Origin of the sequence: Vannielia litorea (genome assembly GCF_018424695.1) — a bacterium.
GTDB lineage: Bacteria > Pseudomonadota > Alphaproteobacteria > Rhodobacterales > Rhodobacteraceae > Vannielia > Vannielia litorea_A.
This window is the reverse complement of record NZ_QTNQ01000072.1, coordinates 1-22,544: the sequence shown is the minus strand read 5'-3', so window position 1 is coordinate 22,544 and position 22,544 is coordinate 1. Positions and strand designations below refer to the sequence as shown.

Annotated in this window: 19 protein-coding genes; 12 read left to right on the top strand and 7 right to left on the bottom strand. The window is 66.4% G+C overall.

Annotated elements, in window-relative coordinates; all coding sequences use genetic code 11:
• Nucleotides 1-189: 189 nt before the first annotated feature.
• Nucleotides 190-663: an Lrp/AsnC family transcriptional regulator gene (locus DYI42_RS18670; RefSeq protein WP_213547959.1), complete on the bottom strand. Its 474-nt coding sequence runs from the start codon at nucleotides 661-663 to the stop codon at nucleotides 190-192.
• Nucleotides 664-735: 72 nt separating this feature from the next.
• Between DYI42_RS18670 and DYI42_RS18665 the strand changes: the two genes are divergently transcribed.
• On the top strand, nucleotides 736-4,014 hold the full coding sequence (locus DYI42_RS18665; RefSeq protein WP_213547957.1) for an L-glutamate gamma-semialdehyde dehydrogenase: 3,279 nt from the start codon (nucleotides 736-738) through the stop codon (nucleotides 4,012-4,014).
• Between the two features lie 118 nt (nucleotides 4,015-4,132).
• Here DYI42_RS18665 and DYI42_RS18660 read toward each other — a convergent pair whose 3' ends face one another.
• The 3 genes from DYI42_RS18660 to DYI42_RS18650 all read right to left on the bottom strand — a co-directional run bounded on the left by DYI42_RS18660 (nucleotide 4,133) and on the right by DYI42_RS18650 (nucleotide 7,242).
• Nucleotides 4,133-5,425 (bottom strand): TRAP transporter large permease, encoded by a 1,293-nt coding sequence (locus DYI42_RS18660; protein ID WP_213547955.1) that lies wholly within the window; start codon nucleotides 5,423-5,425, stop codon nucleotides 4,133-4,135.
• Nucleotides 5,426-5,653: 228 nt separating this feature from the next.
• Complete coding sequence (locus DYI42_RS18655; protein WP_213547953.1) at nucleotides 5,654-6,175, bottom strand: TRAP transporter small permease; 522 nt, start codon at nucleotides 6,173-6,175, stop codon at nucleotides 5,654-5,656.
• Between the two features lie 56 nt (nucleotides 6,176-6,231).
• A complete protein-coding gene (locus tag DYI42_RS18650; protein WP_213547951.1) occupies nucleotides 6,232-7,242 on the bottom strand; it encodes a TRAP transporter substrate-binding protein in 1,011 nt (336 codons plus the stop codon).
• 265 nt (nucleotides 7,243-7,507) lie between these two features.
• Here DYI42_RS18650 and DYI42_RS18645 point away from each other — a divergent pair, with 265 nt between their 5' ends.
• Complete coding sequence (locus DYI42_RS18645) at nucleotides 7,508-8,800, top strand: MFS transporter (protein ID WP_213547949.1); 1,293 nt, start codon at nucleotides 7,508-7,510, stop codon at nucleotides 8,798-8,800.
• Between the two features lie 105 nt (nucleotides 8,801-8,905).
• Here the strand turns inward: DYI42_RS18645 and DYI42_RS18640 are convergent, their stop codons facing one another.
• Both DYI42_RS18640 and DYI42_RS18635 read right to left on the bottom strand, forming a co-directional pair.
• A complete protein-coding gene (locus DYI42_RS18640; RefSeq protein ID WP_213547948.1) occupies nucleotides 8,906-10,942 on the bottom strand; it encodes an NADH:flavin oxidoreductase in 2,037 nt (678 codons plus the stop codon).
• A 155-nt stretch (nucleotides 10,943-11,097) separates the two neighbouring features.
• Complete coding sequence (locus DYI42_RS18635; RefSeq protein ID WP_244868016.1) at nucleotides 11,098-11,955, bottom strand: MurR/RpiR family transcriptional regulator; 858 nt, start codon at nucleotides 11,953-11,955, stop codon at nucleotides 11,098-11,100.
• Between the two features lie 115 nt (nucleotides 11,956-12,070).
• On the opposite strand from DYI42_RS18635, the gene DYI42_RS18630 reads away from it, so the two are divergent.
• From DYI42_RS18630 to DYI42_RS18595, 8 genes are all read left to right on the top strand, one after another.
• Nucleotides 12,071-12,826, top strand: coding sequence for an N-formylglutamate amidohydrolase (locus tag DYI42_RS18630; protein WP_440870651.1), 756 nt, complete (start codon nucleotides 12,071-12,073; stop codon nucleotides 12,824-12,826).
• Nucleotides 12,823-13,440 (top strand): TRAP transporter small permease subunit, encoded by a 618-nt coding sequence (locus DYI42_RS18625; RefSeq protein ID WP_213547946.1) that lies wholly within the window; start codon nucleotides 12,823-12,825, stop codon nucleotides 13,438-13,440. The genes DYI42_RS18630 and DYI42_RS18625 overlap by 4 nt, the downstream gene beginning before the upstream one ends.
• Nucleotides 13,440-14,768 (top strand): TRAP transporter large permease, encoded by a 1,329-nt coding sequence (locus DYI42_RS18620; RefSeq protein ID WP_213547945.1) that lies wholly within the window; start codon nucleotides 13,440-13,442, stop codon nucleotides 14,766-14,768. Before DYI42_RS18625 ends, DYI42_RS18620 begins: the two co-directional genes overlap by 1 nt.
• A 46-nt stretch (nucleotides 14,769-14,814) precedes the next feature.
• Complete coding sequence (locus DYI42_RS18615; RefSeq protein WP_213547944.1) at nucleotides 14,815-15,852, top strand: TRAP transporter substrate-binding protein; 1,038 nt, start codon at nucleotides 14,815-14,817, stop codon at nucleotides 15,850-15,852.
• A gap of 69 nt (nucleotides 15,853-15,921) precedes the next feature.
• A complete protein-coding gene (locus tag DYI42_RS18610; protein ID WP_213547943.1) occupies nucleotides 15,922-17,286 on the top strand; it encodes a glutamine synthetase family protein in 1,365 nt (454 codons plus the stop codon).
• Nucleotides 17,287-17,289: 3 nt separating this feature from the next.
• On the top strand, nucleotides 17,290-17,658 hold the full coding sequence (locus DYI42_RS18605) for a VOC family protein (protein ID WP_213547942.1): 369 nt from the start codon (nucleotides 17,290-17,292) through the stop codon (nucleotides 17,656-17,658).
• Nucleotides 17,651-19,033, top strand: coding sequence for an aldehyde dehydrogenase family protein (locus DYI42_RS18600; protein WP_213547940.1), 1,383 nt, complete (start codon nucleotides 17,651-17,653; stop codon nucleotides 19,031-19,033). Before DYI42_RS18605 ends, DYI42_RS18600 begins: the two co-directional genes overlap by 8 nt.
• The gene (locus DYI42_RS18595) at nucleotides 19,030-20,175 is read left to right on the top strand and encodes an iron-containing alcohol dehydrogenase (RefSeq protein ID WP_213547938.1); all 1,146 of its coding nucleotides are present in this window, start codon (nucleotides 19,030-19,032) and stop codon (nucleotides 20,173-20,175) included. The genes DYI42_RS18600 and DYI42_RS18595 overlap by 4 nt, the downstream gene beginning before the upstream one ends.
• 145 nt (nucleotides 20,176-20,320) lie before the next feature.
• Here the strand turns inward: DYI42_RS18595 and DYI42_RS18590 are convergent, their stop codons facing one another.
• Complete coding sequence (locus DYI42_RS18590) at nucleotides 20,321-21,154, bottom strand: DUF3883 domain-containing protein (protein ID WP_213547936.1); 834 nt, start codon at nucleotides 21,152-21,154, stop codon at nucleotides 20,321-20,323.
• Between the two features lie 88 nt (nucleotides 21,155-21,242).
• Here DYI42_RS18590 and DYI42_RS18585 point away from each other — a divergent pair, with 88 nt between their 5' ends.
• A complete protein-coding gene (locus tag DYI42_RS18585) occupies nucleotides 21,243-22,046 on the top strand; it encodes a DUF6635 family protein (protein ID WP_213547934.1) in 804 nt (267 codons plus the stop codon).
• 56 nt (nucleotides 22,047-22,102) lie between these two features.
• Nucleotides 22,103-22,544 (top strand): amidase family protein (locus DYI42_RS18580; RefSeq protein ID WP_244868014.1); only part of this gene is annotated, 442 nt, incomplete at its 3' end.

The window sequence follows — 22,544 nt, the reverse complement described above, 5'->3', positions numbered from 1 at the left end:
GGCGGGGGGCTGGGCGGCCATCTTGTCCTCCTTGGGTGAGTCGGAGGCAAAGCCTAGGGCGTTCGGGCCCGGTGTCGAGGGGGCTCATCCGCCCTTCGAGGCGTCTTCGCCCCTGCGATGAGCGGCCCCGGAGGGGTCCGAAGAGCTACCTCGCCCCTGCGATGAGTGGCTCCGAAGGGGTCCGAAGAGCTACCCGTCCTTCACCACTTCGAGCGCCACGAAGGAGGAGGTGGAGGCGACATGGGGCAGCTCGGAGAGCTTTTCGCCCATCACCTCGCGGTAGCTGGCCACGTCGCGGGTGCGGACCTTCAGCAGGTAGTCGAAGCCAGAGGCGATCATGTGGCATTCTTCCACCTCGGGCACGGCGGAGACGGCGGCGTTGAAGGCCCGGAGCGCCTTTTCGCGGGTGTCGGTGAGCCGGACCTGCACGAAGGTGACGCAGCCCAGCCCCAGCTTGGGCCAGCTCAGCGTTGCGTGGTAGCCGGTGATGAGCCCGGCCTCTTCCAGCCGCCGGACCCGCGCCAGCACCGGGGTTTTGCTGAGGCCCACGCGGCGGGCGAGTTCGGTCATCGAGAGGCGGGCGTCGCGGCTGAGTTCACGCACAATCGAGTCGTCCAGGGCGTCGAGATCCGGGGCTGCAAACAGTCTAGGTTTTGGCTTCATTTTGGTCCGTCTGGCTGGCTTTTTGCAAGCATTTAGACACATCGTCTGCGGAAAAGAAATGATACTCGCGTCATGAGCACCGCATCCTTCGCCCCCGCCACCAGTGCCGCGCTGCGGCAGATCGACGACCTCAAGCACCAGCCGGAGCCGGATTTGGTGGCGCGCCTTGTGGAGGCGGCGGCGCTGGATGCAGAGGCGCGGGCCGGGATTACCAAAGCGGGCGCCGATCTGGTGCGGCGCATCCGTGCCGATGCGCGGCCCGGGCTGATGGAGGTTTTTCTCGCCGAATACGGGCTGTCGACCGACGAGGGGGTGGCGCTGATGTGCCTTGCCGAGGCGCTGCTGCGGGTGCCCGATGCAGAGACCATCGACGACCTGATCGAAGACAAGATCGCCCCTTCGGACTGGGGCAAGCACATTGGCAAGAGCGCCTCGCCGCTGGTCAATGCCTCCACCTGGGGCCTGTTCCTCACCGGCAAGGTGCTCGACGAGCGGCCCGGCATGGCCACCCGCCTGCGCGGCGCTGTGAAGCGCTTGGGAGAGCCGGTGATCCGCGCTGCCGTGGGCCGCGCGATGCGCGAGATGGGCCGCCAGTTCGTGCTGGGCGAAAGCATCGGCGCGGCGATGAAGCGCGCCAGCGGGATGGAGGCGAAGGGCTACACCTACAGCTACGACATGCTGGGCGAGGCCGCGATGACGCGCGCCGATGCGGAGGGTTATGCGAAGGCCTACGGCGATGCGATTGCCGCGATTGCGAAGAACTGCAAGGGCGCGATGGCGGAGAACCCGGGTATCTCGGTGAAGCTTTCGGCGCTGCATCCGCGCTACGAGGTCGCCAAGCAGGACCGGGTCATGGCCGAGCTGGTGCCGGTTGTCACCCGGCTGGCGCGGCAGGCGGCGGAGGCGGGCATGAACTTTGCCGTCGACGCCGAAGAGGCCGACCGGCTGGTGCTGTCGCTCAAGGTGATCGAGGCGGTGCTTGCCGATGAGGCGCTGGAAGGCTGGGACGGCTTTGGCGTGGTGGTACAGGCCTATGGCCGCCGCTGCGGCGCGGTGCTGGACTGGCTGCATGGGCTGGCGGACCGGCTGGGCCGCCGCATCACCGTGCGGCTGGTGAAGGGCGCTTATTGGGACAGCGAGATCAAGCATGCGCAGGTGGAGGGGCTGGAGGATTTTCCGGTGTTCAGCCGCAAGCCTGCCACCGACATCAGCTACATCGCCTGTGCGCGCAAGCTCCTGGGCATGACCGACCGGATCTATCCGCAGTTCGCCACCCACAACGCCCACACGGTGGCCGCCGTGCTGCACATGGCCGAGGGGCTGCCGCGCTCTGCCTTCGAGTTTCAGCGGCTGCACGGGATGGGCGAGCGGTTGCATGATCTGGTGCTGGCCGACAATGGCACCCATTGCCGGATTTACGCGCCTGTGGGCACGCACAAGGATTTGCTGGCTTACCTGGTGCGGCGGCTGCTGGAGAACGGGGCGAACTCCTCCTTCGTGAACCAGATCGTGGATGAGAGCGTGCCGCCCGAAGAGGTTGCGGCCTGCCCTTTTGCGGCATGGGACGGCGCGCCTGCGGGCATTCCGACCGGGCCGGAGGTGTTTCCGGGCCGGAAGAACTCGCGCGGGTTCGACCTGAGCGATGTGGGCACGCTGGAGGAGGTCGGCGCGGCCATCGCCGGGGCCAGACCGGTGGCGGCGGTTGCGGATGCCAGCGCTGAGGAGGTCGAGACGGCCCTGGGCATCGCGCGCGCCTGGGATGTGCCGGTGGCGGAGCGGGCCGAGGTGCTGCGCCGCGCGGCGGAGCTCTATGAGCGGGACTGGGGCGCGCTGTTTGCGGTGCTGATCGACGAGGCGGGCAAGACGCTGGCGGACGCGGTGGGGGAGCTGCGCGAGGCAGTGGATTTCCTGCGCTACTATGCCGGGCAGGCGGAGGCCTCGGAGGCCTCGGAGGGCGAGGCGCGGGGTGTCTTCGTGTGCATCAGCCCGTGGAACTTTCCGCTCGCGATCTTCAGCGGCCAGGTGGCCGCGGCATTGGCGACGGGCAACGGCGTGCTGGCCAAGCCCGCAGAGCAGACGCCGCGCATTGCCGCCGCCGCGGTGGCGCTGCTGCATGAGGCGGGCGTGCCGCGCGATGTGTTGCAGCTGGTGCCGGGCGACGGCGCCGTGGTGGGCGCGGCGCTGACCGGCGATGCGCGGGTGAGCGGTGTCGCCTTTACCGGCTCGACCGCCACGGCGAAGGCGATTGCGCGGGCGATGGCCAAGGGCATGGCACCGGGCACACCGCTGATCGCCGAAACCGGCGGGCTGAACGCGATGATCGTCGACAGCACGGCGCTGCCCCAGCAGGCCACGCGCGACGTTGTGGCCTCGGCGTTCCAGTCCGCCGGGCAGCGGTGCTCGGCGCTGCGGTGCCTTTACGTGCAGGAGGATGTGGCCGAGAGCTTCATCGAGATGCTGACCGGCGCGATGGACGAGTTGGCGGTGGCCGACCCGGCGCTGCTTTCGACCGATGTGGGCCCGGTGATCGACGCCGAGGCGGCGGGCGAGATCGCGGCCTATGTGGAGGCGGCCAAGGCCGACGGGCGGCTGGTGAAGCAGCTGGACGCGCCGGAGGGCAATTTCATCGGGCCGGCGCTGATCGAGGTGGGGGGCATTGCCGACCTTGGCGGGCGCGAGGTGTTCGGCCCGGTGCTGCATGTGGCGCGGTTCAAGGCCGGGAAGATTCGGCAGGTGGTGGCGGATGTGAACGCCACGGGCTTCGGGCTGACCTTTGGCTTGCACACCCGGATCGACACGCGGGTGCAGGAGGTGTCGGACGCGGTGGAGGCGGGCAACGTCTATGTAAACCGCAACCAGATCGGCGCGATCGTCGGCAGCCAGCCGTTTGGCGGTGAGGGCTTGTCGGGCACCGGGCCGAAGGCGGGCGGGCCGCATTATTTGCAACGTTTCCGCAAGGGTGGTGCGATTGCGCGGACTGAGGAAGCCTATGAGATGCCGGGCCCGACGGGCGAAGCGAACCGGCTGCGGCTGGTGCCGCGCGGCGGCGTTCTGTGCTGCGGTCCGGATACGAAGGCACAAGTGGCGGCTGTGGAGGCGCTGGGCGGGCGGGCCGTGGCGGCCACGGTCGAGGAGGCGCTGGCACGCGACGCGTTGTCGACGATGCTGTTCTGGGGCGAGGAGGCAGAGGCGCGGGAGATTGCGGTGAAGCTGGCCGAGCGGGACGGGCCGGTGGTGGCGCTGGTGCGGGGCACGCCTGACGTGGGCCACGTGATGCATGAGCGGCATCTCTGCGTGGATACCACGGCGGCGGGGGGCAACGCGGCGCTGCTGGCGGCGGTGTCGGAGTAGGCGGAAGGGGGCTGCTCCTCGGGGCCTTCGGCCGCTCGTCGCATTTGCCGCGGCAGCTGCGAAGATGACCGCAAGGGCCGATGAGCTGCCCGGCGGCTCCGCGAGGGGCCGTTGCCTGCTAGCGCATCGTCTCCGGCAGCCAGAGCACCAGTGCCGGGAAGGCGACCAGCAGCACGAGCCGTGCAATGTCCATCAGCACGAAGGGTGTGACGCCCCGGAAGATCTTTGTCAGCGGCACTTCGCGGGCGATGGAGTTGATAACGAAGACGTTCATCCCCACCGGCGGGGTGATGAGGCCGAGCTCAACCGTCATCACGATGATCACGCCGAACCAGATTGGATCGAACCCCATCGCGGTGACGACCGGAAAGACGATGGGCACCATCAGGATGATCATTGCCATCGCGTCGAGGATGCAGCCGAGCAGCACGAAGGCGATGAGGATCACCGCGAGGGTGCCGTAGGTGCCGATGTCGAGGCTCACCAGCCATTCGGTCACCTTCTGCGGCGCGCGGGTGACGGCGAGGAAATAGCCGAAGAGGATGGCGCCGATCAGGATGGTGTAGATCGCGACCGAGGTGCGCAGGGCTTCGATCAGCGAGTTCAGCAGGGCGCGGGCCGAGAGCTTGCCACGCCCGATGCCGATGAGGGCGGTGAGCAGGGAGCCGACGGCGGCGGCTTCTGTTGCGGTGGCCACGCCCATGTAGATCGAGCCGATGATGGCGACGAAGAGCAGCAGCACCGCCCAGATGCCCTTGAGCGCGGCCAGCGCGGGGCGCAGCGCGAAGGTGCCGGAGGCGGGCAGGATGCGGCCATAGGCGAGGCGGACGGTGAGCATGTACATCAGCACCGCCAGCAGGCCCGGCACGACGCCCGCGATGAAGAGCTTGCCCACGTCCTGCTCGGTAATGAAGCCGTAGACGGCGAGCACCACGGAGGGCGGGATGAGGATGCCCAGCGTGCCGCCTGCGGCGATGACGCCGGTGCTCACATGGTCGGGGTAGTTCTCGCGGCGCATTTCGGGGAGGGCGATCTTGGTCATGGTCGCTGCGGTCGCCACGGAGCTGCCACAGATGGCGGCAAAGCCCGCGCAGGCGCCGATGGTGGAGAGCGCGAGGCCGCCGCGAAACTGTCCGAGCCACTTTTGTCCGGCCCGGAACAGCTCTGACGACATGCCGGAGTTGGTGGCCAGCACCCCCATCAGCACGAAGAAGGGGATGAGCGTGAGGTTGAAATCGGTCACCACACGCAGCGGCGACTGGGCGAGCAGGTTGAGCGCGGGCTTGAGGCCGGTGATGCCTGCGAAGCCGAAGACGCCGACCAGCCCCATGGCCACGCCAATGGGCACCCGCAGGAGGATCATTGCGAAGAGGGCGGCAAAGCCTGCGATGGCGATGAGGTCGGGGGTCATTGGGTGGGGCCTTCGGCGCGTTGGGGCGCGGGATACGGAACGGGAGCCGGACGAGCGCCGGGCCGGGGGGTGGCGCTGCGACGGCAGGTCGGGTGCGCTTTATGGTCGGGTGGTCTTCGGAGGGTCGAGGGACAGGCAAACGGCCAGGAAGCGCCAGCCCGCGGGACGGGCCGGCGCTCGACCGGCGCCTTCGCCTTGATTCCGTGCGGGGAGGCGCCAACGTCACCATCATTCCGCATGCTCCTCGGCGCTGTCGAAATGATCCAGCGAGCCGTGGCCGAAGAGGATGATGAGCAGCCGGGCGGTGATGGTGGCGAGGCTGACGGCCACCCCGGCCCAGATCAGCGCCATCAGCGGCCAGGCGGGCAGGCGGAGGTCCATCGTGGCCTCGCCGGAGCCCGCCGCAGATGTCACCCGGCCCAGCAGTTTCCACGCGAGAAGCGCCGTGAAGAAGAGCAGCACCGCCCAGGCAAGCGCATCGACCCAGCGGCGCACCGGAGTGGGCAGGGCCTCGGCCAGCAGGTCCACCTTGATGTGCGAGCCGCGAAAGCCGACGCAGGCGAAGCCCCACATGATGGCCGCGCCGAGCAGGTAGCGCGAGAGGTCGAAGGCATCGGGCAGGGGCCAGGCGAAGAGGTAGCGGGTGACGGCGGAGACCACCACGAGCAGGGTGATGAAGCCCATCATCACGCCGGCCACGATCTCGACCCAGTGGGAAAAGCGCTCGAGGGCGCGTTGCAGGTTGCGCATGGGATCAGCCGGATTTCAGCCGGGCGGCACGGGGTGCGCGCCGCCCGGCAGGTTGCTCAGAAGCGCGCGTCGTTGGCGTCGAGCGCGTCGAGATAGCCCTGGTAGATCGCCTCGGCGTCATCGCCTGCCTCGGATTTCCAGGTGTCGATCAGCGGTGCGGCGGCGTCTTTCCACATCTGCACCTGCGCCTCGGTGGGCACGTTCACGGTGTGGCCAGACCCTTCGGCCAGGGCCTTGTCGCGGCCCGAGGCCTCGTTTTCGGCCCAGCCTTCGGAGAATTTCTGGCTCCACTCCGGCGTGCAGTGATCGTCGAGCACCGCCTTCAGGTCGTCGGGCATGCCATTGTAGGTGTCCCAGTTGATCAGCAGGAGCTGGGCGGAGACGTAGAAGGGCATGTCGAGGTGCTGTTTCAGCTCGCTGTCGATGCCGAAGATCCAGACCGAGTTCCAGGGGAAGGTCATGGCATCGGCGGCACCGTTGGCGATGGCCTCGCGGGCCTCGGGGGCGGGCACCTGCACCGGGCCGCCGCCAAGCATCGAGACGAAGCGCGCCATGGTGGCATGGGCGGGGCGCACGTTGAGCCCTTCGACGTCGCCGGGCTCTAGGATCGGCGCCTTGGAGTGGAAGGTGCCCGGATCATGCGGGTTGGCGAGGCAGAACTTCACGTCCTTCATCTCTTCCTCGGCAATCGGCGCATACCATTCGTGCATGGCCTTTGCGCCGCGGGGGGCGTTGTCCATGTGGAAGGGGATCTCGATCAGCGAGTAGATCGGGAAGCGCCCGGCCTGGTAGCCCGGGTTGGTGTAGGAGATGTCTGCGATGCCGTCGCGGGCCATGTCATAGTGGTCGGGCGCGGCGCCGAGCTGCTGGGCCGGGAAGATCTGCACGTCGATCCGCCCGCCGGAGGCCTCCTTGAGCGACTCGACCCAGGGCTCGATGCCCAGCGTCTGGATCGGGTGGGTCGGCGGCACCCAATGGGCGAGGCGCAGGGTGACCTCCTGCGCGGATGCGGTGGTGGTGCTCAGGGCAGCGAGCGCCGCCCCTGCAAGCAGGGCCTTGAGTTTCATCGGTTTTCTCCTCCCGTTGCGCCGGGGCTCCTCTCCCCTTGGTGGCGCGGTTGTGTGGCGCGGAATCGGTTGGTGTTCCGCTGGAAGGAAGAATTACTTATATCTCATAACTATTCAATGGGGTGGCGGTCGCTGCAGCGGAGTCAGCCGCGCGAGAGGGGCTACCCTGTTGGTGCGCCTGCTCCAGCGGCCGCCTTGGCCTGCAGCGGAGAGGCACGGAAGGCGGGGTATTGTGGACCGTGGCGGCAACGGCAATGTTGCAATCATGGCACCTGAAACAGAGTTTTCCTTCGCGGCGCTGACAGCCCCGGCACGACGACATATCCGGGTGTTTCAGATCCACCAGTTTCTGGATCGTTTCGCGATGGGCTTGACGGTATCTGTTGTGGCTCTGGCCTTGACTGACAGGGGTATGGACCTCTTTCAGATGTCGCTTCTCTTCGGTGTTTACTCCATCACAACGATGGCAATGGAGCTGCCGTTTGGCGGCCTTGCCGACAGCATTGGCCGCAAGCCCGTCTTCCTGACGGCGGTTATCGCCAGTCTAATCTCGCTTGCGCTCTTTCTCTCAACGAGCGACTTCCATGTGCTCGCGCTCTCCTTTGCCTTTATCGGGTTTGGGCGCGCGCTTCGGTCGGGCACGCTGGATGCCTGGTTTGTCGAATCCTTCAGGGCCGCCGCCCCGAATGTGGATGTCCAGCCTGCCCTGGCCAAGGCGCAATGGGCCAATGCCGTCGGCCTGGCCATCGGGGCCGTTGTCGGAGGGGTCTTGCCCGATGTCTTCGGCCCGGTCGCCGAGCGGCTCGGGTTCAGCGCCTATGATGTCTCTTACGCGGCAAGTTTTGGCGTGATGTTGGGCGTGTTCGGTTACACGGTCCTGGCCATCGTCGAAAGCCCGCGCCCGCTGAACTTCACGGCTCTCAGACAGGGGTTTGCAAGTGTTCCGAGCGTGATAAGGGACGCCAGCATCCTGGCCCTGAGACACCCTGCGCTGTCGATACTTCTGGCCGCCCTGGCGTTCTTCCTGATGGCCACCAACCCCGTCGAAGTGATCTGGCCGACGCATGCAAAACCCATGTTGGAGGAAGGGTACGCCAACACGGTGATCGGTTTCGTCACCGCCACCTATTTCTTCTCTATCGCTCTCGGTGCATCGCTATCTGCCCTGATCAGCCGGATGTTCCGGCGGCGGCACGCCATGACGCTGGCAGCGACCCTTGCTTGCCTGGCAGGGGTTCAGATCGCATTGGCAGGGCAGGGCGGCATCATCGGCTTTGTGGCCGTATTTATCCTGTACTCGGTTATTCTGGGTGTCAGCGAAACACCGGCCAGCAGCATTCTGCATCGCTGCGTGGAAGATCGCCAGCGGTCAACCATGCTGTCGCTCAGATCGCTGATCCAGCAGTTGGGGGCCGCATTTGGCCTGGTGCTGGCCGGCGCCCTTGCCGAAGTCTACTCCACCCCTGTCGCTTGGGTCGTCGGGGCGGGGTTTCTTTTGATTGCAGTGGTCTTGACCTTGGTGTTGGCCAGACGGTTGGCCGCGCAAGGCGATAGCTGACCCTCATGCAAGGCACGGTGTTTTTTGTATCGGACCCGGCTGCCTCCGACCCTGCTGAACGAAGGGAGCCGAGTGCGATGGGTGGATCTGGGATTTGATCTGCCTCTACAGCACCTTGCAGAGGCGGAGCGCGTCGTAGATCGCCGCATGGGTGTTGCGGGAGGCGACGGCGTCACCGATGCGGAAGAGGCGGAAGGCGCCATCGGGGTTCGGGGCGAGGCTTTGCGGGCGGCCTTCGCGGAAGGCGGTGTAATCGACCTCGCCGAGGTTTCGGCTCAGGGGTTTGAGGGCGAAATAGAGGTCATCCAGAGGGCGGGTGCCGTTGGAGATGACGACCTGATCGACCTCGCGGGTGGCGGTGCCGCCATAGTCGGAGCCAATGGTGGCCGTGAGGCCGTTGCCGGACCGGGTGACGCCGTCGAGCCGCCACATGACGGTGGTCCGGACGCCGAGGCGCTGGAGGGCCTGCATGGCGGGTGTCAGGGTCATGCCCATGACCTCGGGCGAGAAGGCGCGGTCGCGGGTCATGATCTCAACCTCGCCACCCGCTTCGGCGATCCTCTCGGCGGCCTGAAGCGCGCTGTAGTCACCCGCCTCGTCATAGACCAGCACGCGGCGGCCCGGCGCGGCGTCGCCTGAGAGGATATCCCACGGGGTGACGGCGAGCTCGTTGTTTTCGGGCAGGTAATCCTCCGCCGCGAGGCCGCCGGTGGCGATGATCGCCACGTCGGGCGGGGCGGCGGTGATGTCTTCTGGCTCGATCCAGCTGTTGTAGTGGAACGCGACGCCGAGGCGCTCGCATTCGGCCACGCGCCAGTCGATCACCTGCATCATCTCGGCGCGGCGGGGCGAGCGGGCGGTGAGGCGGACCTGCCCGCCGGGGTGGGCGGCGGCCTCGTGGAGTGTGACGGCATGGCCGCGCTCGGCGCAGACGCGGGCGGCCTCCAGCCCGGCGGGGCCCGCGCCGACCACGGTGATGCTGAGGGCAGTGTCTGCCGGGGGAACGTGATGCGGCTGCTCCAGCTCGCGGCCCGTTGCCGGGTTGTGAATGCAGAGTGCCGCGCCGCCCATGTAGATCCGGTCGAGGCAGTAATTGGCGCCGACGCAGGGGCGGATGCGATCTTCCTCCCCGGCTTCGATCTTGGCGATGATATCGGGGTCGGCGAGGTGGGCCCGGGTCATGCCGACCATGTCGAGCTTGCCGGAGGCGACGGCATGGCGGGCGGTCGCCACGTCCTGGATCTTGGCGGCGTGGAAGGTAGGGATCTGCGCCTGCGCGCGAATTTCACCGGCAAAGTCGAGGTGAGGCGCGGAGGGCTGGCCCTGCACCGGGATGACGGTGGTGAGGGCTGCGTCGGTTTCGAGGTGACCGCGGATCACGTTGAGGAAGTCGACGTGCCCGCAGGCCTTGAGCCGCCGGGTGACTTCGATACCGTCCTCGCGGGTGATGCCGCCGGGTTTGGCCTCGTCCGCGACGTAGCGGATGCCGACGATGAATTCGGGGCCGACGCGGACGCGGATGGCCTCCAGCACCTCCATGGAAAAGCGCAGGCGGCTGTCGTAGTCCTGTGGGCCGTAGGGGCCATCAAGCTGGTTCAACCTCGGTGACCAGAAGGCATCCATCAGGTGGCCGTAGCTCTCCAGCTCGATCCCGTCGAGGCCCGCGGCCTGCATCCGCTCGGCGGCATCTGCATAGTCGGAGATGATGCGGGCGATGTCCCAATCTTCCAGCTTCTTGGGGTAGTGCCGGTGGGCGGGCTCGCGGGCGTGAGAGGGGGAGAGGGCAGGGAGCCAATCGCCCCGGTCCCAGCGGGTGCGCCAGCCGAGGTGGGTGAGCTGGATCATCACGGCGGCGCCGTGCGCGTGACATTCGTCGGTGAGGGCGCGCATCCAGGGCACGCAATCGTCCTTGTAGGCGAGGATGTTGCCGAAAGCGGGCGGGCTGTCAGGGGAGACGACCGCCGAGCCCGCCGTCATCGTCAGGGCGACGCCGCCTTTGGCGCGGGCGACGTGGTAGGCGCGGTATCGGTCTTTCGGCAGCCCGTCTTCGGTGTAGGCGGGCTCGTGCGAGGTGATCATCAGCCGGTTCTTCAGCGTCAGGTGCTTGATCCGGAAGGGCTGGAGGAGGGGATCTGTGGCCATGGGCGGAGGGTGGCTTGGGCGCGGAGCGGGCGCAAGGGCAGAGGGCGACGGCGGGTGGCTGGTTTGCGACGTTGTGCGGGGCAGCTCCTCGAGGCCCTCCGGCCTCTCCTCGCAGCTGGGATGAGGACCGAGAAGGGCCGAAGACCTGCTGCGGATCAGCCGCGAAAGATCTTGCTCGCGCCGATCATGTCTTCCAGCGCCGAGATGCGCTCGGCGGAGGAGGTGGCGGCGCGGGTTTGGACCTCGGCCACCAGCGCTTCGATCAGCAGGTTGATGGCGAGCGTCGAATCCCATGAGGAGGGCACCTCGACCATCGCGCGGAACACATGCGCCGCGTGGCGTTCGATGGGCGAGCCCCAGGCGTCGGTGAAGAGCACCACCTCGGCGCCTGCCTGCACCGCGAGGCCGGCGAGCTTTTCCAGCTCGCGCTCGTAGCGGCGGATGTCGAAGACGATGAGGGTGGAGCCCGGCCCCATGTCGAGCAGCGCCTGGGGCCAGACCGAGGGCGAGCTGTCGACCAGAAGCACGCCGGGGCGGATGATTTGCAGGTGGTTGAAGAAGTAATGCGCGTTCGACCGGGTGATCCGGCCGCCCAGCAGGTGCAGGCGGCGCGCCGGGTCGGAGAGCATTTCGGCCACCGCGTCGAAGGTGGCCAGATCGAGCCTGTCGAGGGTGCGGTTGATGTTGTCCGAGACGGCGGCGGTGAAGCGGGAGATGATGTGATCACCCTCGGGCGCGGCGGTTTCCAGCTTGGCCAGCGGGCGCTTCATCCGTGCGGCGATCTCGTCGCGGATCGCGTTTTGCAGGTCGGGGAAGCCATCGAACCCCAGCTTGCGGGCGAGCCGGATGATGGTGGGTGTCGAGACCTCCGCCGCTTCGGCCAGCCGGGTGATGCTTTGCAGCCCCGCCACGAGGGAATCGTCGAGCAGCACGGCCGAGAGCTTGCGCTCGGCAGCGGTCAGCTCTGCCTGCTTTTCCTTCAGCAGATCCCGGATCAGCGGCGGTCCGTCCAAGGGTTGTTCCTTTTCATACATCCCACAGGCGAATGAAGGAAATACTACAGGAAAAATCTTGACATGCCACAAAATCCTGTAGTGATGATTACGAAAAGCGCGACAGGGGATGCGAGTGCAAGGCAGCTGGACACCGGTGGAGATGACACGGGCCAACGGGCGCGGGCCGATTGTGCTGGTGTGCGAGCATGCCAGCCCGGTGATCCCGCCTCAGTTCGACGGATTGGGGCTGAACCCGGAGGCCGCCGGGAGCCATGCGGCCTGGGACATCGGCGCGTTGCAGGTGGCGCAGGCGCTTTCGGCGGCGCTGGATGCGCCCCTGGTCGCGGGCGGCATTTCACGGCTGGTCTACGACCTGAACCGCCCGCTGGAGGCGCGCGATGCAATCCCGGAGCGCAGCGAAGTTTATGCGGTGCCGGGCAACTGCGGGCTCAGCGAGGCCGAGCGGCAGGCGCGGTTCGAGCAGATTCACGAGCCGTTCCACGCTGCGCTGGCGGAGGTGCTGGACGGGCGCGAGACGGCAGCCCTTGTGACGATCCACAGCTTTACGCCGATCTACCGTGGCGTGCCGCGCGATGTGGAAATCGGCTATCTCTTCCATGAAAACAGCGCCATGGCCGATGCGGCGCTGCTGGCGGAACGGATGCAGGGCCGCTACCGCGCCGCGCTGAACGAGCCTTATGGCCCACAAGACGGGGTGACCTACACGCTGAAGAAACACGGCGAGGCGCGCGGCATCCCTTCGCTGATGATCGAGGTGCGCAACGATCTGGTGGCCACCCGTGATACCGCCCGCGCGATGGCCGCCCATCTCTTCCCGTCCATCGAGGCCGGGCTGGAGGCGGTGGCGACACCGAAGGCGGCGGAATGAGGCTTCTGCGCGGTTTCGTGACGGCGGTGGACCGCTTCAACTACGGTATCGGCCGGATCATGATGTGGGGCATCTTCGGACTGATGGGCGTGCTGCTGTGGTCGACCTGGAGCAAGTTTGCCGGCGCGCCCTCGCTCTGGACGCTGGAGATGGCCCAGTTCGTGATGGTGGGCTTTTACATCCTCGGCGGGCCCTATGCGATGCAGATGGGCTCTAACGTGCGGATGGACCTGTTCTATGGCGATTTCAGTCCGCGCAGGAAGGCGGCGTTCGATGCCGTGACCGTGCTCTTCCTGCTCACCTATCTCGGCTTCCTGCTTTGGGGCGGGATCGGCTCGACTGCCTATGCGCTGGGGCATTTCACCGGCGAGCCCTTCAGCTTTTTCGCCGAGCTGACCGGCGCCTTCTTCAGCGGCGGCAGCGAGGCGGCGGCCGAGGTGATGGGGCACATGGAGACGTCCAACTCGGTGTGGCGGCCGCCGCTCTGGCCGATCAAGGTGGTGATGTGCGTGGGCATTCTGCTGATGATCCTGCAATCGCTCTCGGAGCTGGTGAAGGACGTCGTTTTCCTGCGCACCGGTGAGCGGATTGCGATGCCCGGAGGGGCGGCCTGATGCCCTACGAGCTGATCGCGCTGCTGATGTTCTCGACCATGATGGTCATGCTCTTCACCGGGCAGCGGGTGTTCGGCGCCATCGGCTTTGTGGCCGTCATCGCCGCCTTCCTGCTTTGGGGCGACCGGGGCGGCTATGACCTGGGCTTTGCCGCCGCCATCAAGCTGATGCGGTGGTATCCTCTGCTGACGCTGCCGATGTTCATCTTCATGGGCTACGTGATGAGCGAGTCCAAGATCGCGGATGACCTCTACAAGATGTTTCACGTCTGGTTTGGCGGCATCTCGGGCGGGCTGGCCATTGGCACCATCGGGCTGATGGTGCTGATCTCGGCTATGAACGGCCTCAGCGTGGCGGGCATGGCGATTGGCGCGACCATCGCGCTGCCGGAATTGCTGAAACGCAACTACGACAAGATCATGGTGACGGGGGTGATTCAGGCCGGGTCATCCCTTGGCATCCTTGTGCCGCCCTCGGTGGTACTGGTGCTCTATTCAATGATCGCGCGCCAGCCGGTGGGGCAACTCTGGCTCGCGGGCGTGGTGCCCGGACTGATGATGGCGGCGCTCTTCGTGGTGTATATCTATATCCGCTGCAAGGCGAACCCTGCGCTCGGGCCGGTGCTGCCAGAGGAAGAGCGGGAGGCCGTGCCCATGGCCGAGAAGCTGCGGCTGCTGACGGCGGGTATCCTGCCGGTGGTGATCTTCGCAGTGATGATGGTGCCCTTCGTCACCGGCTACACCAGCCTCGTGGAAAGCTCGGCCATCGGCGCGCTCGCGGCGCTTGCCGCCGCCGTGCTGAAGGGCCGGATGAGCTGGCCGGTGCTGGAGACCTGCCTGCGCCAGACCCTCGGCGTGACCTGCATGTTCATGTGGATCATCCTCGCCGCCCTGGCCTTTGGCGCGGTTTTCGATGGGCTCGGCGCGGTGAAGGCGATCGAGAACCTCTTTACCGAGCAACTTGGCCTGAACCCCTGGGTGATCCTGATCCTGATGCAGCTCTCGTTCCTGGTGATGGGCACTTTCCTCGACGATACGGCCATGCTGGTGATCGTCGCGCCGCTCTACGTGCCGCTGGTGGGCGAACTCGGCTTCAACCTCATCTGGTACGGCGTCCTCTACACCATCACCTGCCAGATCGCCTATATGACCCCGCCCTTCGGCTATAACCTGTTCCTGATGCGGGCGATGGCGCCGCCGGAGATCGGGATCAAGGATATCTACCGCTCCATCGTGCCCTTCGTCGGCGTGATGGCCGTGGCGCTGGCCTTGGTGATGGCCTTCCCGCAGATCGCGCTGTGGCTGCCGGACCTCGTTTACAACAACTGAACCAGAGGCCGGAAAACGGCCCGCCCCAACAACAAGGAGAGAGAGAATGACTTCGAGAAGAACCTTCCTCAAGGGGGCCGCCATTGCCGCTCCCGCCGCACTGGCCACCCCGGCCATCGTGAAGGCGCAGACCGCGATCAAGTGGCGCTGGCAGACCTACGCGGGCGCTGCGCTGGGCGAGCATGTGACCAAGCCGATGGTGGATTACATCAACACGGCGGCCAACGGCGAGCTGGAGATCGAGCTGTTCTACGCCGACCAGATCGTGCCCACCGGCGAGCTCTTTCAGGCGCTTCAGCGCGGCACGATTGATGCCGTGCATTCGGATGACGACTCGATGGCCTCGCCCACGCCGCTGCGCCAGTTCGGCGGCTATTTTCCCTTCGCCACCAAGCACATCCTCGACGTGCCGGTGCTCTTCAACCAGTATGGCCTCAAGGAGATCTGGGAAGAGGAATACGCCAAGGTCGGCGTGAAGTGGCTGGGCGCTGCGGGGCAGGACCCCTGCAACTTCAACACCAAGAAAGAGATCACCAGCGTTGCTGACCTGGATGGGCTGAAGCTTTATACCTTCCCCACCGCGGGGCGGTTCCTGTCGCAATTCGGCGTGGTGCCGATGAACATCCCTTACGAGGATGCGGAAGTTGCGGTGCAGACCGGCGAGCTCGACGGCATGGCCTGGTCGGGGATCACGGAAGATTACACCGTGGGCTGGGCCAATGTGACCGACTACTTCCTGACCAACAACATCTCGGGCGCCTGGATCGGCTCCTACTTCGTGAACGAAGCGCGCTGGGCCGAGCTGCCGGATCACCTGAAGACGCTGGTGATGGCGGGCGTGGAAGCCGGGCACACCTACCGCAACCAGTGGTACTGGGGCGGCGAGGCCAAGCTGCGGGCGACCGGCGACAAGCTGGAGCTGCGCACCGTGCCGGCCGCCGAATGGGCCGAGGTGGAAAATGCCGCCAAGGCCTTCTGGGAGGAGATTGCCCAGGAAGGCGAGATTCAGCAGAAGATCGTCAACATCTTCAAGGAGTATAACTCCGTCATCAACCAGGCTGGCCCGCCCTACACCAACGGCTGACCCGTCTGACATGACAAGCAGGGTGGCGCCGTTGTGCGCCGCCCTGATGCGTAAACAAGGATTGAAGCGATGCCCGGCAACCTGACCCTCGAGACCCTGAAAGAAATGGCCGCCACCGGCGAGATCGACACCGTTCTGGTGGCGCTGGTCGATATGCAGGGGCGGCTGATGGGCAAGCGCTTTCATGTGCAGAACTTCCTCGATCACAGCATCGACGAGACCCATTGCTGCAACTACCTGCTGGCCACCGATCTGGTGATGTCGACCCCCGAGGGCTATGCCGCGACGAGCTGGCGCGAGGGCTATGGCGATTACGTTCTGCGCCCCGACCTCAGCACGCTGCGTTTCGTGCCATGGCTGGAGGGCACGGCGATGGTGATGGGCGACGTGCTGGACCATCACCACCACAAGCCGGTGCCCCATGCCCCGCGCGCCATGCTTCAGGCGCAGGTCGAGCGGCTGGCGGGCATGGGCTACGAGGCGGCGATGGCGACGGAGCTGGAGTTCTTCCTGTTCGAGAAGGATTACCGGGTGAACCAGAAGGAGGGCTACTCGGCGCTGGTGCCGCTGAACGGGCACAACGAGGATTACAACCTGTTCCAGACCACCAAGGAGGAGAGCATCCTGCGCCCCCTGCGCAACCATCTGGTGGGCGCGGGCGTGCCGGTGGAAAACACCAAGGGCGAGGCGGAGCTGGGCCAGCAGGAACTGAACATCCGCTATGCCGGGGCGCTGGACTGTGCCGACAACCACACCATCGCCAAACACGCGACCAAGGAGATTGCGTGGCAGCACGGGGTTTCGGCCAGTTTCCTGCCCAAGTGGAAGGCCGGGATGGTCGGCTCGTCGAGCCATGTGCATATGTCGCTGTGGGAGAACGGCGAGGCGGCGTTTTACGACAAGGGTGCGGAGCACGGCATGTCGGACCTGATGCGCAGCTTCTGCGCCGGGATGATCGCCCATGCGCCTGAATACACCCTGTTTCTCGCGCCCTACGTCAACAGCTACAAGCGCTTTGCCCGTGGCACCTTCGCGCCGACCAAGACGGTATGGTCGGTCGACAATCGCACCGCGGGCTTCCGCCTGTGCGGCGAGGGCACCAAGGGAGTGCGGATGGAGTGCCGGATTGGCGGCAGCGACATGAACCCCTACCTCGCCCAGGCGGCCCTGCTGGCGGCCGGGATGAAGGGCATCGAAGAGGGGCTGGAGCTGGCCCCTCCGACCAGGGGCGATGTTTATGAAACCGGAGACGTGCCGGAGATTCCGCGCAGTCTGCGCGAGGCGCGTGAAGTATTCATCGGGTCTGCGCTGATGAAGGAGGCCTTCGGTGAGGGCGTGGTGGAGCACTACGCCCGGGCCGCCGAGGTGGAACTGGAGGCCTTCGATCAGGCGGTGACCGACTGGGAGATCGAACGGGGCTTCGAGCGGGCCTGAGCCGTGATCGAGCGGATCGACCATATCGTTCTGACGGTGCGCGACGTGGAGGCCGCCGTGGCCTTCTACGCCCGCGTGCTGGGGATGGAGCCGGTGACCTTTGCCGGCGGGCGCCGCGCGCTGGCCTTCGGGCAGCAGAAGATCAACCTCCAGACCCTCGGGCAGGAGGTGCGCAATTTTGCGGGCATCGGGTCTGGCGACCTGTGCCTGGTGACGGAATGGCCGGTGGCCGATGTGCTCGCCCGGCTGAAGGAGGAGAACGTGGAGGTGGTGGAAGGGCCTGTGGCCAAGTCGGGTGCGCTGGGGCCGATCACCTCCGTCTATTTCAACGATCCCGACGGAAACCTGATCGAGGTAAGTCGCTATGACTGACGTGCTGAAATGTATCTCGCCGATTGACGGCTCGGTCTATGCCGAGCGCCCGGTGCTCACGCTGGAGGCGGCCCGCGAGGCGATGGGCAAGGCGCGGGAGGCGCAGGCCGCATGGGCCGCGCGGCCCTTGGCGGAGCGGATCAAGCTGGTGATGGCTGGTGTGGCCCGTGTGGGCGAGATGAACGATGAGATCGTGCCCGAGCTTGCCCACATGATGGGTCGCCCGGTGAAGTTTGGCGGCGAGTTTGGCGGCTTCAACGAGCGGGCCAGCCATATGGCCGACATCGCAGAGGGTGCGCTGGCCGATATCGAAGTGGGCGAGGACGAGACCTTCAAGCGGTATATCCGCCGGGTGCCCTGGGGCGTGGTCTATGTCGTCGCGCCCTGGAACTACCCTTACATGACGGCGATCAATACGGTGGCCCCGGCGCTGATTGCGGGCAATACCGTTGTGCTGAAGCATGCCACGCAAACCCTGCTGGTGGGCGAGCGCATGGCGCGGGCGTTTCACGAGGCGGGCGTGCCGGAAGATGTGTTTCAGAACCTGTTCCTGAGCCATGATGTGTCTGACGCGCTGATCCGTGAACGGGCGTTCAATTTCATCAACTTCACTGGCTCCGTGGGCGGCGGCAAGGCGATGGAGCAGGCGGCGGCGGGCACCTTCGTGCCGGTCTCCACCGAGCTGGGCGGGAAAGACCCGGGCTATGTGGCGGAGGATGCCGACATCGACGCGGCGGTGGCCACGCTGATGGATGGCGCCATGTTCAACTCGGGCCAGTGCTGCTGCGGGATCGAGCGGATCTATGTGCATGAGAGCCGGTTCGATGCGTTCCTCGAAAAGGCGCTGGCCTTCGTGGCCGACCTGAAGCTGGGCAACCCGCTGGACGAGGCCACCACGCTAGGCCCGATGGCCAACGTGCGGTTTGCCGAAGTGGTGAGGAAGCAGGTGGCCGATGCGGTGGCGGCGGGCGCGGTGGCCCATGTGGAGACGCGGGCGGAGGATGACGGCGGGGCCTACCTCACGCCGCAGGTGCTCACGAATGTCACCCACGACATGGAGGTGATGCGCGAAGAGAGCTTCGGCCCCGTGGTCGGGATCATGAAGGTTTCGGGCGACGACGAGGCGGTGGCGCTGATGAACGACAGCCAGTATGGCCTGACGGCGAGCCTTTGGACGCAGGATGTGGAGCGCGCCGCGCGCATTGGGGACGCGCTCGAAACCGGCACCGTCTTCATGAACCGCGCCGATTATCTCGATCCGGGCCTGTGCTGGACCGGCTGCAAGAACACCGGCAAGGGCGGCGGGCTCTCGGTGATCGGCTATCACAACCTCACCCGCCCCAAATCCTACCACCTCAAGAAGGTCACGAAATGAGCCTTACAGGAAACTGGTCTTACCCCACCGCCATCCGTTTCGGCGCAGGCCGCATTGCCGAACTGCCCGAGGCCTGCATCGCAGCGGGCATCACCAAGCCGCTGCTGGTGACGGACAAGGGCCTGAAATCTATGGAGATCACCACGCAGGCGCTGGACATTCTTGATGCCGCCGGGCTGGGCCGGGGCCTCTTTGCCGAGGTGGACCCGAACCCGAATGAGCTGAACCTTGAGGCGGGGCTGAAAGTGTATCGCGAGGGCGGGCATGACGGTGTCATCGCCTTCGGCGGCGGCTCGGGGCTGGACCTTGGCAAGATGGTCGCCTTCATGGCCGGGCAGGCGCGCCCGGTGTGGGACTTCGAGGATATCGGGGTCTGGTGGACGCGGGCGGATGCCGATGCCATCGCGCCGATCATCGCGGTGCCGACGACCGCCGGAACGGGCAGCGAGGTGGGGCGCGCGAGCGTCATCACCAACTCCGAGACCCATGTGAAGAAGATCATCTTCCACCCCAAGGTTCTGCCCACGGTGGTGATCTGCGACCCCGAGCTGACAGTGGGGATGCCGAAGGCGATCACCTCCGGGACCGGGCTCGATGCCTTTGCCCATTGCGTGGAGGCCTTCAGCAGCCCGCATTATCACCCGATGAGCCAGGGCATAGCGCTGGAAGGGATGCGGCTGGTGATCGACAACCTGCCGCGCGCCTATGCCGATGGCTCCGACATTGAGGCGCGCGCAAACATGATGAGCGCGGCGGCGATGGGGGCAACGGCGTTTCAGAAGGGGCTGGGGGCGATCCATGCGCTTTCGCATCCGATTGGGGCGGTTTATGGCACGCACCACGGGACGACGAATGCCGTCTGCATGCCCGCCGTGCTGGAGCTGAACGCGCCGGAGATTGCCGGGCGCTTCGACCGGGCTGCGGGGTATCTGGGCATCGAGGGCGGTTTTGCGGGGTTCCAGGCCTTCGTGCAGGAGTTCAACGACAGCTTGGGTATTCCGCGCAAGCTCTCGGAGATGGGCGTGGGCACCGACCGGATCGACGAGCTGGTGGCGATGGCGCTGGAAGACCCGTCCTGCGGCGGCAATCCGGTGAAGCTGGACGAGGCCAATGTCAAAGCGCTGTTCGAGGCGGTGATCTGACAGCTGCGAAGAGCGGCCGCGCCGTGAGGCAAGGCCCCGATGAGCGGCCCCGGCGTGGTGTGAAGATTGCCCACCCTACAGGCCGGCGCTTTGACGGTACGCCGCTGGATCGGGATAGGCCGCGACTTGCAGGGTACGGCGTCGGTCAGTCGAACCCGGCGCGAAAGCTCGTGGCCGTCAGGCTGACGTGATCTTCCAGCGGCGGGCGCAACTCGAAGAGGCCGGGCTCTCGGGCGAAATTGTGGAGGCGGAAGAGGTGCCAGTCCTCCCGCCGTGCCTTCGCCACCCGAAGCTCGTTCTCGGAGATGTAAAATGGGGTGCGGTCCGGGCCGTTGGTGGTTTTTACCTCCAGCAGCCTCGGGCGACCTTCGGGGGTGAAACTGGCGATGTCGTAGCCCGCCCCGTCGCCCTCCTCGCGGCTGGTCCAGACCACTTGGCGGGCAAGGTCGCCTCTCCCGGCGCTACGCAAGGTGCTTCGCTCGTGGTCCAGCGCAAGTTCCTCTCCGGCACGACCAAGCGCGCGGTTGCGTTCGTCACGGGCGGCGACGTTGAACTGGCGGGCGATGGCGCGGACCTGCTCCTCTTCATCCGAGGGTGGGGCATTGCGCAGTGTGGGCGGCACCCCTGCGAAGAGCGGCCTTCGTTCTGCCAGGCCAGATGCGCGGCGGGCGCGGGGCAGATGCTCAATCCACTCCGGGTTCTTGCGGAGCCAACGGTCGATAGCCTCCTTCAGCGAGTCCTGGATGTTGTAGCGCGGCAGGTAGCCGGTGAGGATCGGCTGGGCAAAGCCGAGTAGCGCGGCGGAGATGTTGCAGTGCTTGAACTCGATGGAGCCCTTGGAGCGACCGATGCTGGCTTGAAGAGCGCGGTTGTGCTCGGCCTTGATGTAGCGCCTCCCGCAGATGTCGTCGGCGAGCATGCCAAAGTAATCAGCGACGATCGCATCGTTCTCTTCGTCTGACCACGGACCCTCTGCCATGACAGCCAGGCTAAGGCCGCAATGGTAGGCGGGACAAGTCCCACCCTACGGGCTTCCTTTCGTCGCGCTGAGGGCCCACATAGGGGCCATGGACAGACGGGACGCGATGCTGCGCCGCTTCGTGCGGGAGAACTTCGGGGTGCGGGGCACCTTGGGGCTGCATCGGGCGGCCTTCGGGCTGGATTTGCTGCGGGCGCCGGTGAACGTGGTGCTGGCGCCGGTCTTTCTCTTGGTGAAGCTGTTCGGCCTGATCGCAAGGCTTTGTCGTGCAAGGCGGCTGGGGGACTGGCTGCTTTCGCGTCGGATCGTCTTTCAGACCGCCGTGTCGCGGAAGGTGGCCGAGAAAGTCACCACGCTGATCGGTCAGATGGATGCAGCGGGCGTGGGGCCGGGGGCGCCGGAGGCCATGGCGGCGCGGGCGGTCGACGATTACGTGGGCGTGCGCAACGCCGTGTCCGAGATCACCACCGTGCTCTTCGTTCTCGTCACCGGCTGGGCGTTGTTCCACTCGGCGACGCTGGGCGTGCTCTCGCTGGCGGGGCCGGTGGCCGACATGCGGGCGCAGGCGCTCGCCATCGAGAATTATTGGGCCGGGCAGTGGCTGGGGCAGGTTTACTTCGGCTGGTTTCCCCGCGCGCTCGACCCTTGGCAGGTGGTGGCCACCGGCGTGGTGCTGGCCATGCTGGCTTCGCTCGTCACCACCTTCGCCGGGCTCATCGCCGACCCGGTGCAGCTCTGGCTCGGCATGCACCGGCGGCGGTTGATGCGGCTGCTGGGCAGGCTTGACCGGCAGGCCGAAAGCGCCTCTGGTTTGAGCCGCGAGCACGCGGTGGCGCGGCTGGGCGACCTCAGCGATGTCGCCCTTGCCCTCTGGCGGGCGCTGCGGCCGTGATGCGTTGACTCCTCTGCCGGGCCGGGCAGAGTTGGCGGCAACAGGGGAGTGATTTCATGGCGATGGAACGGCACGACGCCACGGCGCTGGCGGAGATGGTGGCGAAGGGCGAAGTCTCTCCCGAAGAGTTGCTGGACGAAGCGCTGGCGCGCGTCGAGGCGGTGAACGGCGCGCTGAATTGCGTGGTGCAGATGCAGGAAGAGGTGGCGCGAGACGCCATTCGGGCCGGGCTGCCGGAGGGGCCGTTCCGGGGTGTGCCGTTCTTGTTGAAAGACCTCGGGGCGGAGGCGCGGGCCTATCCGGCGCACAATGGTTCGGCGCTGTTGCGCGACACGAAATACTCCTACGACAGCGAGATTTTCCTGCGGATGCAGTCCACTGGCGTTGTCACCTTCGGGCGCACCACCGCGCCGGAGGGGGGCGTGGGGCCGGTGACGGAGGCGAGCGTTTATGGAGGGCCAACGCGCAACCCCTGGGACACCTCCCGCACATCTGGCG

Coding starts and splice junctions, on each gene's coding strand:
- DYI42_RS18670 (WP_213547959.1), bottom strand. CDS start 663: ATGAAGCCAAAACCTAGACTGTTTGCAGCCCCGGATCTCGACGCCCTG.
- DYI42_RS18665 (WP_213547957.1), top strand. CDS start 736: ATGAGCACCGCATCCTTCGCCCCCGCCACCAGTGCCGCGCTGCGGCAG.
- DYI42_RS18660 (WP_213547955.1), bottom strand. CDS start 5,425: ATGACCCCCGACCTCATCGCCATCGCAGGCTTTGCCGCCCTCTTCGCA.
- DYI42_RS18655 (WP_213547953.1), bottom strand. CDS start 6,175: ATGCGCAACCTGCAACGCGCCCTCGAGCGCTTTTCCCACTGGGTCGAG.
- DYI42_RS18650 (WP_213547951.1), bottom strand. CDS start 7,242: ATGAAACTCAAGGCCCTGCTTGCAGGGGCGGCGCTCGCTGCCCTGAGC.
- DYI42_RS18645 (WP_213547949.1), top strand. CDS start 7,508: ATGGCACCTGAAACAGAGTTTTCCTTCGCGGCGCTGACAGCCCCGGCA.
- DYI42_RS18640 (WP_213547948.1), bottom strand. CDS start 10,942: ATGGCCACAGATCCCCTCCTCCAGCCCTTCCGGATCAAGCACCTGACG.
- DYI42_RS18625 (WP_213547946.1), top strand. CDS start 12,823: ATGAGGCTTCTGCGCGGTTTCGTGACGGCGGTGGACCGCTTCAACTAC.
- DYI42_RS18620 (WP_213547945.1), top strand. CDS start 13,440: ATGCCCTACGAGCTGATCGCGCTGCTGATGTTCTCGACCATGATGGTC.
- DYI42_RS18615 (WP_213547944.1), top strand. CDS start 14,815: ATGACTTCGAGAAGAACCTTCCTCAAGGGGGCCGCCATTGCCGCTCCC.
- DYI42_RS18610 (WP_213547943.1), top strand. CDS start 15,922: ATGCCCGGCAACCTGACCCTCGAGACCCTGAAAGAAATGGCCGCCACC.
- DYI42_RS18600 (WP_213547940.1), top strand. CDS start 17,651: ATGACTGACGTGCTGAAATGTATCTCGCCGATTGACGGCTCGGTCTAT.
- DYI42_RS18595 (WP_213547938.1), top strand. CDS start 19,030: ATGAGCCTTACAGGAAACTGGTCTTACCCCACCGCCATCCGTTTCGGC.
- DYI42_RS18590 (WP_213547936.1), bottom strand. CDS start 21,154: ATGGCAGAGGGTCCGTGGTCAGACGAAGAGAACGATGCGATCGTCGCT.
- DYI42_RS18585 (WP_213547934.1), top strand. CDS start 21,243: ATGGACAGACGGGACGCGATGCTGCGCCGCTTCGTGCGGGAGAACTTC.